At 53.8% G+C, this 16,602-nt stretch carries 12 protein-coding genes and 1 tRNA gene; 5 read left to right on the top strand and 8 right to left on the bottom strand.

What is annotated here, in order from left to right:
- Positions 1-351 precede the first annotated feature (351 nt).
- The 5 genes from SH248x_RS04105 to SH248x_RS04085 form a co-directional block, all read right to left on the bottom strand.
- Entirely contained in the window at positions 352-1,761 is a 1,410-nt protein-coding gene (locus SH248x_RS04105) for a serine dehydratase alpha family protein (RefSeq protein WP_459557246.1), read from the bottom strand.
- 202 nt (positions 1,762-1,963) lie between these two features.
- Positions 1,964-2,383 carry a hypothetical protein gene (locus SH248x_RS04100; RefSeq protein WP_459557245.1) on the bottom strand — a complete coding sequence of 140 codons (420 nt, stop codon included), beginning with the start codon at positions 2,381-2,383 and terminating at the stop codon, positions 1,964-1,966.
- A gap of 113 nt (positions 2,384-2,496) precedes the next feature.
- The gene (locus SH248x_RS04095) at positions 2,497-3,543 is read right to left on the bottom strand and encodes a DUF1559 family PulG-like putative transporter (RefSeq protein WP_459557244.1); all 1,047 of its coding nucleotides are present in this window, start codon (positions 3,541-3,543) and stop codon (positions 2,497-2,499) included.
- Between the two features lie 143 nt (positions 3,544-3,686).
- The gene (locus SH248x_RS04090; RefSeq protein WP_459557243.1) at positions 3,687-4,109 is read right to left on the bottom strand and encodes a hypothetical protein; all 423 of its coding nucleotides are present in this window, start codon (positions 4,107-4,109) and stop codon (positions 3,687-3,689) included.
- A 54-nt stretch (positions 4,110-4,163) separates the two neighbouring features.
- On the bottom strand, positions 4,164-5,204 hold the full coding sequence (locus SH248x_RS04085; protein ID WP_459557242.1) for a DUF1559 family PulG-like putative transporter: 1,041 nt from the start codon (positions 5,202-5,204) through the stop codon (positions 4,164-4,166).
- A 629-nt stretch (positions 5,205-5,833) separates the two neighbouring features.
- Here SH248x_RS04085 and SH248x_RS04080 point away from each other — a divergent pair.
- The 4 genes from SH248x_RS04080 to SH248x_RS04065 all read left to right on the top strand — a co-directional run bounded on the left by SH248x_RS04080 (position 5,834) and on the right by SH248x_RS04065 (position 12,698).
- Positions 5,834-6,712 carry a cupin domain-containing protein gene (locus SH248x_RS04080; protein ID WP_459557241.1) on the top strand — a complete coding sequence of 293 codons (879 nt, stop codon included), beginning with the start codon at positions 5,834-5,836 and terminating at the stop codon, positions 6,710-6,712.
- A 187-nt stretch (positions 6,713-6,899) separates the two neighbouring features.
- Positions 6,900-9,113, top strand: a complete 2,214-nt coding sequence (locus tag SH248x_RS04075) for a M60 family metallopeptidase (RefSeq protein ID WP_459557240.1) — start codon at positions 6,900-6,902, stop codon at positions 9,111-9,113.
- Positions 9,114-9,234: 121 nt separating this feature from the next.
- Complete coding sequence (locus tag SH248x_RS04070) at positions 9,235-11,760, top strand: ATP-binding protein (RefSeq protein ID WP_459557239.1); 2,526 nt, start codon at positions 9,235-9,237, stop codon at positions 11,758-11,760.
- A 212-nt stretch (positions 11,761-11,972) separates the two neighbouring features.
- On the top strand, positions 11,973-12,698 hold the full coding sequence (locus SH248x_RS04065) for a zinc ribbon domain-containing protein (RefSeq protein WP_459557238.1): 726 nt from the start codon (positions 11,973-11,975) through the stop codon (positions 12,696-12,698).
- Positions 12,699-12,948: 250 nt separating this feature from the next.
- Here SH248x_RS04065 and SH248x_RS04060 read toward each other — a convergent pair.
- Positions 12,949-13,022 (bottom strand) — tRNA-Asp (locus tag SH248x_RS04060).
- 168 nt (positions 13,023-13,190) lie between these two features.
- On the opposite strand from SH248x_RS04060, the gene SH248x_RS04055 reads away from it, so the two are divergent.
- The gene (locus tag SH248x_RS04055; RefSeq protein WP_459557237.1) at positions 13,191-14,651 is read left to right on the top strand and encodes a hypothetical protein; all 1,461 of its coding nucleotides are present in this window, start codon (positions 13,191-13,193) and stop codon (positions 14,649-14,651) included.
- Between the two features lie 3 nt (positions 14,652-14,654).
- Here SH248x_RS04055 and SH248x_RS04050 read toward each other — a convergent pair whose 3' ends face one another.
- A complete protein-coding gene (locus SH248x_RS04050) occupies positions 14,655-16,037 on the bottom strand; it encodes a hypothetical protein (protein ID WP_459557236.1) in 1,383 nt (460 codons plus the stop codon).
- Positions 16,034-16,450, bottom strand: a complete 417-nt coding sequence (locus SH248x_RS04045; RefSeq protein WP_459557235.1) for a hypothetical protein — start codon at positions 16,448-16,450, stop codon at positions 16,034-16,036. The genes SH248x_RS04050 and SH248x_RS04045 overlap by 4 nt, the downstream gene beginning before the upstream one ends.
- Between the last annotated feature and the right edge of the window lie 152 nt (positions 16,451-16,602).

The raw sequence follows: 16,602 nt of genomic DNA, 5'->3' as shown, positions 1-16,602 counted from the left end.
ACAAAGACAAAACCATGTTAGGTTATAGATTGAAAGCATCAACGCATCAATGAGATCTTGCGCAAAACGGCTTTCATTTTTTACAATAATAGCGAAGCCTTGATTTTTAACGAAGCGGCGATGACTTTTGATCGCGCGTTTGAAATCGAGAGAAGTCTGTAGTGCCACGAAAACGTGGCCAATTCCTGCATCAGCGGGTCACTGGATCACTTACAGGGCGAATGAATCCGATTCCGCAGAGTTACTGGACAGTCCAGTTTTTTGGCGAAGGCTTTGGTATTTCACCAAGGCCATGACAAGGATGACCCGGGAAAAGTGTCTCAATTAGAAAGAAAATCGTTATTGAAGCGCTTAGCATTCACTGACATTGACGGCGATTTGAAGGGCCAGTCCGCCTTCTGAGGTTTCTTTGTACTTGGAGTTCATATCGAGGGCGGTGAGCCACATGGTGCGGATGACGTCATCGAGGGAGACGCGGGCGTCGAGGGGTTCGCGATGAAGGGCCATGCGGGCGGCGGTGATGGCTTTGATGGCGCCCATGGCATTGCGTTCGATGCAGGGGACCTGGACGAGGCCGCCGATGGGGTCGCAGGTCATGCCGAGGTGGTGTTCCATGGCGATTTCGGCGGCGGTGGCCGCTTGAGAGGGAGTGCCGCCCAGGGCTTCGGTGAGGGCAGCTGCGGCCATGGCGGAGGAGACGCCGATCTCGGCCTGGCATCCGCCCATGGCGGCGGAGATCGTTGCACCTTTCTTGAAGATGCAGCCGACTTCGCCTGCTGTGAGCAGGAAATTGCGCATCATGTCTTCATCGTGAGTGCAGAAGCAAAGTGAGTACATAAGCACAGCAGGAATGACACCCGCTGCTCCGTTGGTTGGTGCAGTGACGACCCGACCAAAGGCGGCGTTTTCTTCGTTGACCGCGAGGGCAAAGCAGCTGACCCAGTCGAGGACCCGTTGAAAATCATGCGACTGTGCGCGGACCAATTCAAAGAAGGTGTCGATGTCTTCGGGGACCGGCTGGCCGAGGAGTTTCTGGGCGGTGAGAGCGGCGCGTCGTTTGACGTTGAGTCCGCCGGGGAGGATGCCTTCATGCTGGCAGCCGCGGTGAATACAGTGGACCATGGCATCGCGGATGGCGCCGAGGTCATGGTCGATCTGATCATCGTTGCGCCAAATGCGTTCGTTCTGACGGACGATTCCCGAGATCGTCGTCGATTGTTCGCGACAATAGCGAAGCATGTCTGCGGCGGAATCGATCGGGTAAGGAAGAGTGATCGACTGATCGGCTGCGGTCTCGTTTTCTTTGACGATGAAGCCGCCGCCGATGGAGTAATAGGTTTCGGTGATGAGTACTTCGTCAGCGGAGCAGGCAGTAAGTGAGATGCCGTTGGGGTGGTAGGGGAGCTGTTCGTTGCGGAAGAGGATGTCCTTATCGCGAGTGAAGAGGATCGTGTGTTGTCCGTTGAGGCAGATGGTCCCATCTTGTTTGATCTGCTTGATCTGGTCGCGAACAAGAGGGACGGGGATCGTTTTTGGATCATGCCCACATAAGCCGAGCTGAACGGCGATGTCGGTGCCGTGGCCTTTGCCCGTTTTGGAGAGGGAGCCGAAGAGGTCGACTTGAATGCGGGTGACGCGTGGCAGTTTCTCGGAGCCGAGTTCATTCAAAAATCGTAAGGCGGCGAGCCAGGGTCCCATGGTGTGAGAGCTGGAAGGACCGATGCCGATTTTCAACATCTCGAAGATGCTGATGGCTGCCATGGGGAGGGCTTTCAGGAGAAAGGATGACTCGTTGAATTGGAGTCATGATTGTCCCATGCAAAGCCGGTATCAGCAAGAGCGTTCTTCGACAGCAGGATGCTGATTTTGGACAAGTGTGACATGTCGATTCAATAAAACAACCCGTGCCTGCTGGGATGCTGACACGGGTTGATTCGTTGAAGTGAGTTGCTACCCAAATCAATTAGTTAAGTTTCGAGATATCGATCGTGAACTCGTTTTTGCCTGGCTTAACTTCGAGATTCTCAGCGATGACGACTGCTTCGGTGCCTTCTTTGGGCTTCGGCATTTTCTTCGGTGGGGCATTTGGATCATCTTCGCTCGGGACAGGAGAACCGGAAGTCATTTTGACGGTATGAAGCCCCACGGCGGCTCCACGGTTGTGTTCGTCGAAAACGAGTTCGAAGCGTCCTTTGCTGTCAGTTCGTCCGACTGATGGGCGCCCCGCAGCGGGATAGAATTCGATCGTGGCATTGACGATGGCTTGATCGCCGTTCTTAATGTAACCGGTGACTTTGCCGAGATCGGGCATATCACCCTGAGAACAGCCAACTGCCAGGCAGGCGATTGCCAGCATGGCCATGGCAGTCATTTGACGAGTCATGATGGAGAACCTTAATTAGAGTATGGGCCTGCGAATAAATTCAAGAAGCGTATATGATGTCAGCCGCATCGGAAGACACGGCTGACGCTTTGAATGGTGGGACCAGAAGCAGACTAGAATTCGCCGATGACGGTGCCGTCGCGTCGGCTGCAGAGGGCCATGTAGGTCGTGTTGAAATCAATGTTCTGAGACAGGAAACGAACTGCTCCGTCCCCCATCAGGACTTGAACGCCACCCTGGTGTGCAGAGCGGAGTCCGTTGTGGAGAGCATAGCCTGCCGTGTCGAGGCTCGTTCCAGCTATATCGACAGAGTTGATTGGCCAGCGCGGGACGGTGATATTCATCGTCCAGTCGCCCCACTTGCTTGGACCAGCAGACCAAGCCCCGCCGACATAGTTGCTTGGGCGTGAATCGATGCGTGTACCAGTGATTGGATCGACTGTTGCTGACGAGTGTTCGCCCACGATCAATGTGTTGCTCAAACCATCGGAGACATCAGCCATGTCGATTGGTCCAAGGTTAGAGTTCCATGCACCGATGACACCTTCGTATTGCATCCAACCATACCCTGTCCATGTTGATGGTGTGCGTGAGCCAGGAGTGGTCTGTTGAGCTGCAACTGAGGACGGGAAATAGTACATGCCCATGATGCCGACGTAGTCAGCAACCTGAACCGGGTAGGTAGCAGGTGCACCTAGCTGGCTGACAGTGAGCGCACCAGCTGTGTTGTTACGAGTCTTGTTGAGAGGGCTGCTCGGACAGTTGAGGTTTGGAACAATCAGCTGAGAGACGACACGCCAGTTTCGGTTGAGTCCCTGAGAACCCTGGTCGGTGAAGTCCTGATCGGTGAAGACCATGGAATCGTAAGCAGGACCTTGCTCCATATTTGGGAGCAGCAGGGTCAACCATGAGGCACCACGACGCTGTGCAACGGTTTCACCGACATTGGCGGGGAAGACTCTGAAGGTGTCGTGGTAGTTGTGAATGGCCAGACCAAGTTGCTTGAGATTGTTTTTGCAGCTACTGCGTCGAGCAGCTTCTCGTGCCTGTTGAACTGCGGGAAGGAGAATTGCAACAAGCATGGCAATAATGGCGATGACAACAAGCAGCTCGATCAGTGTAAAGCCAGTGCGATTTCTGGCTGGACGTTGCGGGAACATGTTGGCTCCAGATGAAGAGAATTAGAACGAAGGAACAGAATGTCGAAAAACACCTGGTCTTGAGAGACTCAAGGCACAGGTGTCAAATGGATTTGTACAATCGTTTCAGCGACTGGGGCTGCTGGCAATCAATTGATGAGGAGTCATTCACTGAGCTTTGCGACGTCGAAGTCGAAGACGTTCTTGCCAGCTTTGACTTCAACGTTCTCGCCAAGGCTGAGGAATTCTTTTCCTGACTTTGGTTTCGGCATCGGCTTACGGGGAGCGGCGTCATCATTGGCTTCAGTCGCAGTTTGACCTGACGACATTCGGACATTATGAAGACCGATTTTCGCACCGGGTTCCTGGTAAGCGTAATAAAGGGTGTATTCGCCGTTTTGATCGGTTTGGCCCATGGACGGGCGACCATCCTGAGGAACAAATTCAATCAAAGCACCGACTACTGGTGTCCCGGCATTCGATATTGTGCCAGAGACTTCGCCCATCGGTGGTTTGTCGCTTGAGCTGCAACCAGCGGATATCGCGACAAGAATAAGAGTCAGAGAGTGAAGACAGGTTCGATTCATGAGAGAGGTTCCGAAAAGGGAGTTCGCTTGAGAAATGTCCAATGAACCAACCGATTAGAACTCGCCCACGACGGCCCCGTCGTTACGCTGAAGCAGAGCCATGTAAGTTTTGCCGAAGTCCATATTGTCGGACAGGAAGCGGACTGCACCGTCGCCCATGAGAACCTGCACGCCCCCTTTGTGAGCAGAGCGAAGTCCGTTGTGGAGACAGTAGTTCCACTGTTGTGTGTAGTTACCGGAAAAAATGCTGTTGTTAGGAAAACGCGGGATGGTCACATTCATTGTCCATCCCCCCCAATAGCCTGCTCCTGAATGCCAGGCGCCGCCGACGTAATTGCCAGGTCGGGCGTCGGATTGTGTTCCGTCGATAGCCATCATGTAGTTGGAGTGCTCACCGACGGCGATCGTGTTGCTCAGGCCATCTGTGATTCTGGCCATTTTGACTGGTGGCAGATTGCTGTTCCAGATGTTGATGATGCCGCGGTCCATCATCCATCCATAACCTGTCCAGGTCTGAGTGCTGCTTCCTCCTAATGCTCCCCATTCTCCGCCGTTAACGGGATTGAAGTAACCGCCAGCGATACCGACGTACTCAGGAATCTGAACGGTGATCGTGTTAGGGGCACCCAATGCGCGAGTTGCTGCATGAGTCGTGTGATTGCGAGTGCTTGGCATGGGACTGGACGGGCAATTCAGAATTGGAACTCGCAACTGGGACATGATATTCCAACTGCGATTAACGGAGTGCTGGTCGCTGTGGTCAGAATCAGTAAAGACAAACTGATCGTAAGCGGGGCCCTGTTCGAGATTGGGGAGAATATGAACCAGCCAGGAGGCGCCTCGAGGACCGGTGTCCGTGGTTCCTGAAACACCCGTGTTGCCGGGGAATACGTTGAAGGTGTCGTGATAGTTGTGGATGGCCAGGCCGAGTTGCTTGAGATTATTTTTGCAGCTGCTGCGTCGGGCGGCTTCGCGAGCCTGTTGAACGGCAGGCAGAAGGATTGCGACTAAAGACGCGATAATGGCGATGACAACCAAGAGTTCGATGAGCGTAAATCCAGAGCGACCGCGAGAGAGAGGACGAGTTTTTGACATGAGGCCTCCAAAAAGAATAGAAGTGAGATGAGTGATGATTTTAAATGAGACTTGGAACGCATCAACAAAATCTTGCCTGTCGAGCAACGGTATTAAGAGAATATTCGCCCTTATATTCATTAACCCACAAAATACTGCAATTAAAGTACTAGTTAGTTTCACCCAGTGATCAGTCGTTACCTTATCGCTCGACAAAACATGCCCTTTAAGCTCACATTGCAGACAGTATGCCATTTCAGTCCATGTTCAGACTTTTCCATATCAACTATCACAAAGGCGCACGGGTGAATGATTCCTGCGCATATAAAGCACCATGAGCACCTGAACGAACCGGTGACGAACTCGTGAATTCAACAGATGTGGATGCGATGGGAAGCCTTATTTCGTGGCATGTCTGATACTTTTTTCAACACTGACCGATCTGGCAGAATTCAATTTGCGACTCGATTTCGTTTTACGTTTTCAAGCTGTAGTTGTCGGGTTTTCCAGTGGGAGCGACTATTTTTGATCATCGCTGAAACTCGGCAAAATTGGCTCGAACAGAGGTCGGGTATTGACTGGTACTCAATTAGCACGCATATTGGATGCAGAGTTCCTGCTGGTTCAAATAATACAGATTGAAGAGATTCATGAAGCCAGTTTTCGAGCAATTGATTCGTCCCGAAGGGACTTCGTTCCGGTGTTTTGATCGCACGGAGATCCGTACGCCCGCGAAGTGGCACCGGCATCCTGAGCTGGAGATCACCTATGTGGAGCGTGGGTCAGGGACACGGATTGTGGGGGACAATGTCTCCCCATATACGAATCATGATCTGGTCTTCATTGGGCCGAACTTGCCTCATACCTGGCAGTCGGATCAGTATCTGGGCAAGCGGTTCGATCGACACCCGGCTGCGGTGATTCAGTTTCACCTGGACTTTCTTGGCCCGACGTTTTTCGAGCTGCCAGAGTTTGCGTCGATCAAGTCGATGCTGCGTCGGTCCCAGTTGGGGCTGTGGTTTCCACCGGAAGAAGCGGCTCAGTTGGGGACCATCATGATCGAAATGATTCATGATGACGGCCCGACGCGGATTCTGCGACTGATTTCTCTGCTCAGGCAGATGTCGGAAGTGGAATCGTCGTTGACGCTGGCGAGTGAAGGCTTCTCTCCTCGCTTCGATGAGCGAACCGAAACGCGTATTCAAAACATCTGTCAGTACATCAATCAGAATCTGCGAGATCCTGAACTCGACCACCTGACTCTGGCTGAGCGGGCGCGGATGAATCCGTCTGCTTTCAGCCGATTCTTCAAGCGTTCGACGGGGCGAACGGTCACGCAATACATCAATGAATTGCGTATCGGGCTGGCGTGTCGACTTCTGGTGGACACCGAGGACAGCATTATTGATGTCTGCCTAGAGTCTGGTTTTAACAACGTGTCGAATTTCAATCGACGGTTCCGTGAACTGCGAGGGACGACGCCACGCGAATATCGACGCCAGTTTGCGGCTCAACTGGTCGCTAATTGACTCTCGACAAATGACGTCGCGCTCACAGCCGCAAAGTTCGCGCAATTGGCGAAACTTGTGGCTGATTTTTTTGCTGAAACAGATGCAATGCCTTCGCACAGGCTGCTCGAAACCGGAGTTATCTTATAACCGCAATGGGGATACTCATTGTGCTGATTTGATCATCAAGCTGACAGGAAGTCGATAAATGCGTATTGGAATAGCCATGTGGTTGCGAACCCTGGGTGTGGTCTGGTTGATGCTGATCGTGAGTATCAGCGCGGCGTCGGATCGTGGGCGAATACTTGGTGATGCGAAGACGTGCTTTCTGCCAAAGTTTTCGTCTTTGTTTTCTGTCTATGGGAAGAATGCGTTTGTCGTTCTTTCGGAAACGGCGGATGATGAGGCGATGCCAGTGATCGCGGCGGGGACGATTGGTCGCGGGCGACTGGTGGTCATGGGCAAAGAAAGCTACCTCGATCCCAAGCAACTCGAACACGCTGATACGGGTGCGATTCTCAAACAGCTGTTTTTATGGGCTGCCAAGTCAACTCCCGATCGTCAGTCGACTTTGAAGATCGGGACATGGGACTGCAAGGGACTCTCGGAAACGCTGAGCCAGAAAGGGTTCGCGATCCGAGACATCAGCAAGAAGATTCCAGCAGGTCTGGAAGGGATGGATCTCGTTGTCGGGACGCCTTATGGACTTAGTGAAGCAGATACTTCTGCGCTCGTTGCGTTCGCCAGAAAAGGTGGCGGGGTGATTCTCGCCGGTCAGAGCTGGAGCTGGGCTCAGAAGGAAGGCAATAACGAGCGGACGATTGCAACGGAGTTCCCGGGCAACCGCGTTGCCAGAGCAGCTGGGATTTTGTGGCATACCGAACTCGTGTGGAGTAACAACGAGACACCGCCGGCGATTGCCCCTGAGTCTCCATCGACACATGCCTTGGCCGCATTGACTTTGCTGCGGACGACGCCGGCGAAAGAGATCCCGAAAGTGACGTTGAATAACGCCGTTTATAATTTGTTGAAGACCGTCGAGATTCTGCCGTCGGATGATGCCGACTTCATGCCTGAGCTGAAGAGCGCGCTGGCTCAGCAGTTTGGCGGGCAGGAGGTCATTCCATCGAAGCAGAACAAGATCACGAATCAGAATCCGCTGGCGAGAATTGCCGTCACTGTTGCGACGAATCGTGTGCAGAATCTGCCTGTCGAGCAGATCGTGGCATCGCCGATGGCGGAGTTTTTCCCTGGCGTACCGCCAAAGTCTGCTCCACGCGTTGAGAAGACGATCAAGATTGATCCGAAGACCGTTCGTTGGCATTCGACGGGACTGTATGCATCAGCTGGGGAAGTCATCACTGTTACTGTGCCGGACGATGCGACGAAATCAAAACTGAAGCTGCGAATCGGGACACACAAAGACAAACTTTGGCATCTCGATAAATGGGAACGGGCACCGGAGGTTACGCGGACGTTTGATGTGACGTCGAACGTGATGAAGATCGCCTCGGCATTCGGGGGATTGATTTACCTGGAGATTCCCGAAGAGTGTTCGCTCAAGCCATTTCAGATGAAAGTTGCCAACGCGGTTCAAGCCCCGAGATACGTGCATGGGGAGACGACGTCGGAACAGTGGAAAGTCGAACGGACTTATGCGGCTCCGTGGGCGGAAGTCGGTTCCGACAAGTTGATCTTCACGGTCCCGACGGCTGACATTGTTCAACTGGAGAACCCCCAGGAGTTAATGACGTTCTGGAACAAGATCATGGATGCTGATGCGGAACTGGCTGCGATTCCCTATGACCGCACGTCACCGGAGCGTTTCACCTTCGATCAGCAGATCAGCGCCGGGTATATGCATGCGGGCTATCCGATCATGGCGTTTCTTCCGCAGGCCAAAGAGATGATGAATCTGCCCGAGTTGCTACAGAAGGGGAACTGGGGGGCATTCCATGAATTGGGACATAACCATCAGAAGCCGGAATGGACCTGGGACGGGCTGGGGGAAGTGACGGTCAATCTGTTTTCTGTCTACAACTTCAATTCGATCTTGCCGCAGGCACGTCAGCATGATGCGATCGATCCGGATGAGCGGATCAAGAAGATCAAAGAGTTTCAAGCGAAAGGAGATACTGATGATCCATTTGCGCGATTGATTCCGTATCTGGAACTCAAAGAGCAGTTTGGGTGGCAGCCGTTTAAGAACGTCTTTGCGAAGTATCAGAAGATTCCGAAGGACCAGAAGCCCAAGTCACTGCAGGAGCGGAAGGATTTGTGGCTGGTGATGTTCTCGGAAGAAGTGAAGTATGACCTTACGCCGTTTTATGACTTCTGGAAATTCGGCGCGAGCGATGCTGCCAAGCAGAAAGTGCAGCATCTTCCGCCTTGGAAAGGGCCGGACCGGGCGTATTTGAACTGATCGATGGTCGAGACGGCTGGGTGCGAAGTTGGCTCAATTGGACTTTCCCATCTGCTCGCCCCTGCATTACTATCGGGAGAACTCACCACGTCCGACTCACCTTGACGGGACTCCCTTCGACATGCCCTCGCCGACCGCCTCTTTGTCTGGCTCGACCACGCCTGATGCAAACGTCTCTGCTTACGAGAAACTCGGCGTCTTCTATCTTGGCCGAAGTTATGACCTTGCGAACCGCTCCGTCCAGCCTGATCTGGTTCTGTATGACTCTAAAGATCTGACGACTCACGCTGTCTGTGTCGGCATGACTGGCTCTGGCAAGACGGGATTATGTCTGTCGCTGCTTGAAGAAGCGGCGATCGATAATATTCCCGTCATTGCCATCGATCCGAAGGGGGATCTGGGCAACCTGATGCTCACGTTTCCTGATCTTTCTGCGGAAAGCTTCAGTCCCTGGATCGACGCCGATGAAGCGACCCGTGCCGGCCAGACCGCTGATGAATATGCCAAGACCATCGCTGACCGCTGGAAGTCCGGACTGGAAGAATGGGACCAGACTGGCGAACGCATCCGGATGTTCAAAGACTCCTGCGATGTTGCGATCTACACGCCCGGTTCCAATTCTGGTTTGCCGATTACGGTCCTTCGTTCTTTCACTGCCCCGTCCCCCAAGATCCTCCAGGACGCGGATGCTTTTCGCGAACGTGTCACTGCATCCGTCTCGGGCCTATTGACGTTGCTTGGTATCGACGCGGATCCCATTCGCTCGCGTGAGCACATTCTCCTTTCCAACATCGTCAGTCGAGCCTGGCAGCAGGGTCAGGATCTTTCGCTGCCTGGATTGATCAAAGCGGTTCAGTCTCCCGGGTTCGACAAGATCGGCTACATGGATCTCGAATCGATCTTCCCCGAGAAAGATCGCATGGGGCTGGCGATGCTGCTTAATAATCTGCTGGCTTCGCCGAGTTTTGCTGCGTGGATGACGGGGGATGCTCTCGACGTCGGGAAACTTCTGATGACGCCGACGGGCAGGCCACGCATCAGCATCATGTCGATCGCGCATCTGTCTGACACCGAGCGGATGTTCTTTGTCACGATCCTGCTCAACGAGATTCTTGCGTGGGTCCGTTCACAGCCGGGAACATCGAGTCTGCGCGCGATCCTTTATATGGACGAAATCTTTGGTTACTTCCCGCCGACCGCCAACCCGCCCAGCAAGCAGCCGATGCTGACGCTGCTTAAGCAGGCGCGCGCGTATGGCTTGGGGATCGTCCTTGCGACTCAGAACCCTGTTGATCTTGATTACAAAGGTCTTTCGAACACCGGCACCTGGTTTATCGGACGCCTGCAAACCGAACGCGATAAAGCCCGCGTTCTGGATGGCCTTGAAGGGGCTTCGACCCATGCTGGAAATCCATTCGATCGCAGTAAGATGGATGCGACCCTCTCTGCCCTGGGCAAGCGGGTTTTCTTGATGCACAATGTCCATGAAGCCGAACCAACGGTGTTTCAGACACGCTGGTGCTTGAGCTATCTGCGTGGCCCGATGACTCGTAACCACATCATCAAACTGATGGCTCCTCGTAAAGCGCCGGTCGATCCCAACTCGCCGGCTTCTGTTGCACCTCCGGTCTTTGCTGCTCCAACGCCTGCAGACCATGCGTCGCTGTTGAGCGAGACGACACCGACGGAACCACCGCTGATCCCGAATGCGATCTCACAGCGCATTTTCACGGCATTGAAACCGATTCCCTCGGGGAGTCACCTCGCGTACCGGACTGGTCTCTTTGGCCGTGGCAAGCTTCACTATGTCGACACGAAATCGAAGGTCGACCTGTGGCGTGACTTCTGTCTTCTCTACATGATTGATGATTCGATTGTCGCATCGCTGTGGGACGAGGCCAGTTCACTGTCTTGCCAGACTCTTGATTTCGAACATACGCTCGATCCGCAGGCTCACGCCATCGATCTGCTCCCCGATCTTCTCAAGACGACCAGCTACACTCGCTGGAACAAGGAGCTGAAGAACTTCCTCTATCGTGAGAAAACGCTGCACCTGATCTTCTCCCCAGAGTACAAGGAGTACTCCGATCCTGATCAGTCCGAGGCTGACTTCCGCCAGCATCTCGTGCAGCTTCATCGCGAAGAGCGCGATCTGCAGATTGAGAAGCTGCGCATGAAGTACGCCCCGAAGATCGATGCGATCAAAGATCGCATTCGCAAAGCCGATGAGAAGGTCGCTGTCCAGAAGGAACAGGCGAGTTCGCAATCGATGTATACGGCGATTTCGTTCGGCACCTCTGTGTTGGGCGCCCTCTTCGGAAAGAAAGTGGTGACGGCCAGCAATGTTTCGAAAGCAGGGACGACGATTCGCAATGCGTCCAAGATCGGCAAGGAGCGTGGCGACGTCTCCCGTGCTGAAGAAGACCGCGACATCCTCATCGAGAAACTCCACGAGCTCGAAGAGGAATTCAACGCCGAGACTGCTCAGTACCAGGCCCTCACCAAAGCCGAGGACCTCCCTGCAGAGGATTATCCGATTCGTCCGAGAAAGACCGATATCCAGGTTGATGAAGTCTCCCTCGCCTGGGTGCCGTTAGCGCTAACGAAAGACGGCCGTACGGAATTGCTGATTGATCTGCATGAGTAATACTCGAATTTCCGTCCCTTCTCCCTCGGGGAGAAGGTGGCGGCGCTTCGTCGACGGATGAGGGAATTCTGCGACTTTTAGCTGAGCCTGCAGTCTCACAAAATCCACCGCATTCCCACATCTCTCGTTTCCTTTCTCAAACCGCTTGCAATCGCCCCCCTGGATCTGCCTAAGATGAAGGACACATCTTTGTCTGACATCGAAGGCATCTCATGCGCCGTAAAATCATCTCGCTGCATAACATCTCGACGTTCTTCCGCTGGGTGGGGTTTGCCATCCTCTTGCTCGGTCTGCTCGCAACACTCGGCTCTGCGGCGTTACCATTCCTGCCAATCGCACCGCAGTTGGGGCCTGGAGTGGCGGGGAATCTGGGCTTTGCCATCGTCACTTCCATCGCGACTGCATTCACGACGATTCTCTACGCTGCGTTTGCCTTCCTTATCAGCGAGATGATTCAGTTGATGCTTCGCATGGAAGTCGACCTCAAGCAGATTCGTTTTAACGTGCCGACCGGCGTTTCAGCCCTATCCGCAACCTCTGTCGCCCCGATCCCAGCGACAGCAGCCAGCGGTGCACCAGTTGTCGCTGCAGTCCATGACGATGCCATCGAGATTGATCTGCCTGTCGCATCCACCCCGGAACCGCCAGCCAAACCTGCGATGGATCTCTACGCGGAACGTGATCAGGATGTTCCGTTTGATGTTCTCATCACCCCGAAGTCTGGCTCGGGTGTACACATCGAAGCCGAAGAGACGGCTGACTCTTCACCTGAGATGCCCGTCTTTGAGACGCATGAAGAGGAGACGCCAAAGGTTGATACTCGCCCGATCAGCTATTGCCCCAGTTGCAATGCCATGATCCGTTACAGGCCTGAGAAGAAGGGCAAAGTCATCAAATGCCCGAAATGTTCTCAGCCGTTTCGGATTGGGGTGTCATAAAGCCCAGAGAGACTGGAACGCAGAGGGAACAGAGGTGAGCAGAGGTCGCAGAGAAGATATTTTTCAACGCCAAGGCGCTGAGACGCGACGTAAGGAAAAAAGAGGTGGTGAATTAATAGAAGAGTTCAGGCTCTGTGTCCTCTGCTCAACTCCGCGTACTCTGCGTTCCAGTCTTTTTTCTTGCGCATAAAAAAAACCTCGCGAAGTTAGAAACTTCGCGAGGTTTTATCAACGCTTGGCTTTCGCCGAGCGAGGCCGACGGGGCTCGAACCCGCAACCTCAGCCGTGACAGGGCTGCGCTCTAACCAATTGAGCTACGGCCCCAAGTGCTTCATCTGCTGATGCCGACACAAGTTGCGTCAGAATCCTCAGTCCCTGCACGAGGGAAGGTGAGATTATATCGTCCCCCTATTCATCGTCAATCATATCGGGTAAATTTCAGCCAGATGTGGGCAATTTCGCCGAATACAATCGTCAGGACGCCGTATCCTCATGCGAATACATCACTTGAGTCGATGCCAGTTTCTGAAATGGCGGGTCCCTGTCGTTGCTGGCATCTTTGCTTTCCTGGCAGGTTGTCCTGCGTCGCCAACGCAGACTGCGCCTGCGAAGCAAGCAGCGTCCTCAGCCAGTCAGACACAAGCTCCCGATGAGCGGTTCACTCAATCGGAGCCTGTTGCACGTTCATTTTCTGAAGCGCCTGTTTTGATTTCGGCTGCCATACCAGCTAGGCCAAAGCCTGTTGAACTGCCTGATGAAGAGTCTCTTGATGAGCAGGGACTATCGCGAATTGACGCTGCCCCGTTCATCTTCATCTCTGACCTGCGTGTCGATCAGCTGCAGCCGATCATTGAGACTGCTCCTGCTTTGATCGCGACGTGGGATCAGACGTTTGGACCAATGACGAAGACGCCGACCTGGGTTGTCTTCATCATGGAGAAGGTCGAGCCATTCAAGAGATTGAACCTGCTTCCTCGCGATGGCGCTGCGGTTCCACATGGGCTTCAGTTGGAAGACCTGGTGTGGATTCGTGTGCAGGAAACAGAATATTACACGCGTCACCTCTTCCTCCATGAAGCAACGCATGCGCGGATGATGGCTGTTTCGCAATTTCAAGGCGATGGAACGCTCTGGTTTCATGAAGGCATCGCGGAGTACATCGCGACGCACATCATTGACTCTGCGACTTCGAGAATTCAATTCGCCGTATGGCCGCGCGAACCACGTCAACTTCCCGGGTGGAATAACTTTACAAAACTGCAGGAAGCCAATCAGGCCGATCGTACCTCGACGCTGCCTTGGATCCTTGCTTATCAGGCCGACAGTTACCGTCGACGTGATGGCCAGTCTTATGCGGACAGTTGGGCGCTGTGCCAATTTCTGAGTTTGCATCCACACTATCGTGAGGTGTTTGCACGTTGCCTGAAGTCTTCGAATTGGGAGGCCGTTCTGCAGGAACTGACAGTGCCCTTGTTGAAGGACTCCACGATTCAACTCGAATGGCTGGCGTGGATTGCAGCCATCAGCCCGCATGATGACTTGATTCAGCCTGTGATTACGCAGTCGAGTATGGATGCGGTCTTGCTGGCGACTTTTCCGGTTCAAACGTGGGTGGATTCAAGTAGCGGTCTGTTGCCTGGCAGACCGACGGAAATCAAGGTCGATGGTCGTGTCAAGATTCGGGTGAAGGACCGGGAGGTTTCGTCAGGACCAGATGGTGTGACCGTCGAGTACCGTCATGGGTATCCTCTGGGGGCAGTTCTGGGAGTTATTACAGGTCGAGACCTGAAAGGACAGGTGGCAAACCCGTTCTCTCATCCGAGAATCATCAGTGGTCGGCTGAGCCTAGACGTTCCGGAGGGTGAGTACCTGTATCTGTCGATTAATCAGTTTCCACAGTCGATCATTCCAGATCAGCCTGCTTACCGGGTTCAAATTCCCGCTTCGGAATGATCTTCAATTGACAGTCGTTTTTTGACGACTGTCAAACCCCACCGCGCCCAAGACGACCAGCGGCCACACCTGCAGCGCGAGTCGATGAATGGACGTCCCCAGATGCCAGTCCAAATCATGCGGCGTCGTTAGATAGGCAAGGTAATAACTGCCTGATAAGGCTGCGACAAACACCAGCGCAATCACCGTTCCGCCGACTGATATTCGCCAACCCATCACGACTCCAACGACCACCAGCGCGACCAGTAGACACACTGGCCAGCATGCTGTCTGCCAGATTAGAAATCCGAAGAACCACCAGATCATTTCGTGACGAGTCGGATCAGTGATCAGTTCGGTTATGGAAACCGTCCGGGTTGCCAGTAGATCGGAAGTCGGTGCATAGAGCAGTTTGAAAAGCCCGAGGACCAATAACACAGGTCCCGCGCCTTTAGTAAAGGTGATCACTCCCGTCGCCATCATTCCTCGACGCCAGGAAATGAATCCGGCAATCAGCGCTGCAATCCCCATCGTGACGAGGCCTTCATTCTTCATCCACGCTGACGAAGCTGCCAGAAATCCAGACATCAGCAGCCACCACAGGAAGGCTTCTTTCTCTCGTTGGCTTGCTGCTTTCGTCAGCGCGACACAGGTGCCCAGCAGAAATGCAGATAACGGAATGTCCGCAATCTGCCAGCTCAACTGTTCCCCATACGCCGGCCACGACAACATCACCAGCCCCGCCGTCGCTCCCCACATCAGACCGGATCGTTCGGTAACGAACACAACGATCAACATCACCAGCGACACCAGCAAGATGCCTTGAATCAACAGCGGGTCACTTGGATGTTCGATCCCCTCGATGCCCCACATTCGTGAGACCGACAATTGCAGCATCAGCGGGTAATCGCCGTGGCCCATCGGATCGACCTGAAAATCATGAGCCAGCCCAAACGTCCCGCGTACGAAAAACTTGGCACGCACGTTCCAGATCATCACCGCATCCCACCAGCCGTCTGGTCGCACGCGATGATGGTTCCTGCACTCGGCCCCGATCATCCCCATCGTCACCAGCAAGCAGACCAGTGCGATCAGCGAGATTGATGAGGCGTTTTTTACTCCAGCCAAAGACTCACTGATCCCATTTGAGACTCGGCCTCCCCACCGCATCACCACACCAATCGAAACGCCTACACTCACCAATCCATCTACCAGCAACACCCACAATGGCTGTCCATCGGCGACCATCATCATCAGGTAGAGGAGACACGAGCTTAACGACAATCCGACAAGTGGCCCCATCGACAGTGACCACCAAAGTCGACCGCGTTGCGTGGCCTGCAAGAGTGTTAGACACAACAGGACTCCCATCAGGACAGCACATCCGGTGCTGATCCAGCCGATCATTGTGAGCCGCCTTTCGGTGCCACCAGGATCACGCCCTGCCCGTAGTTCTTGATCACATTCACATCGGTCCGCGACATGGTCTTCCCCACTTGGGTCGGAGAAAGGCAGTCGACCAGCGTCACCTGATCAAGATCCTGCTGAGTGACGACAATCGGCGCGAGGACGTACTGCGAGATGATCCAGGCTTCCGACTTGGGCAATGGCTGTCCTGGTTCTTCGATCTGGTCATAACCCAGACGAGCGACCTCGCGTTTCAAATCGGTCTTCAGCGGTTCGAGGCGATTGCGATACGTCGAGACAATGTCATCGACGCCGGCTTTGAGCTCATCGCGTGATGCCGAAACGCCACTCCACTTCCATACCAGTACGAGCGTCATGATCGTCAGCAGAGCCAGCTTGCCAAGCCATGTCATCTGCTCATCTACCATTTTGCACTGCAGTTTCACGTTAAATCACTGGCTACTGAAATGTCTGGACAATCCCGACTTCGCAAAAATCCTTCCCAGTCTGCCTAATTAAACTCGAAATCACACTGGCCAACCATCTAAACTCAATGAAAACTCGA

Source organism: Lacunimicrobium album, from assembly GCF_052161635.1.
Classification (GTDB): Bacteria; Planctomycetota; Planctomycetia; order Planctomycetales; family Planctomycetaceae; genus SXPC01.
The sequence above is the reverse complement of the archived record's forward strand: the minus strand, read 5'-3'. Positions and strand labels throughout refer to the sequence as shown.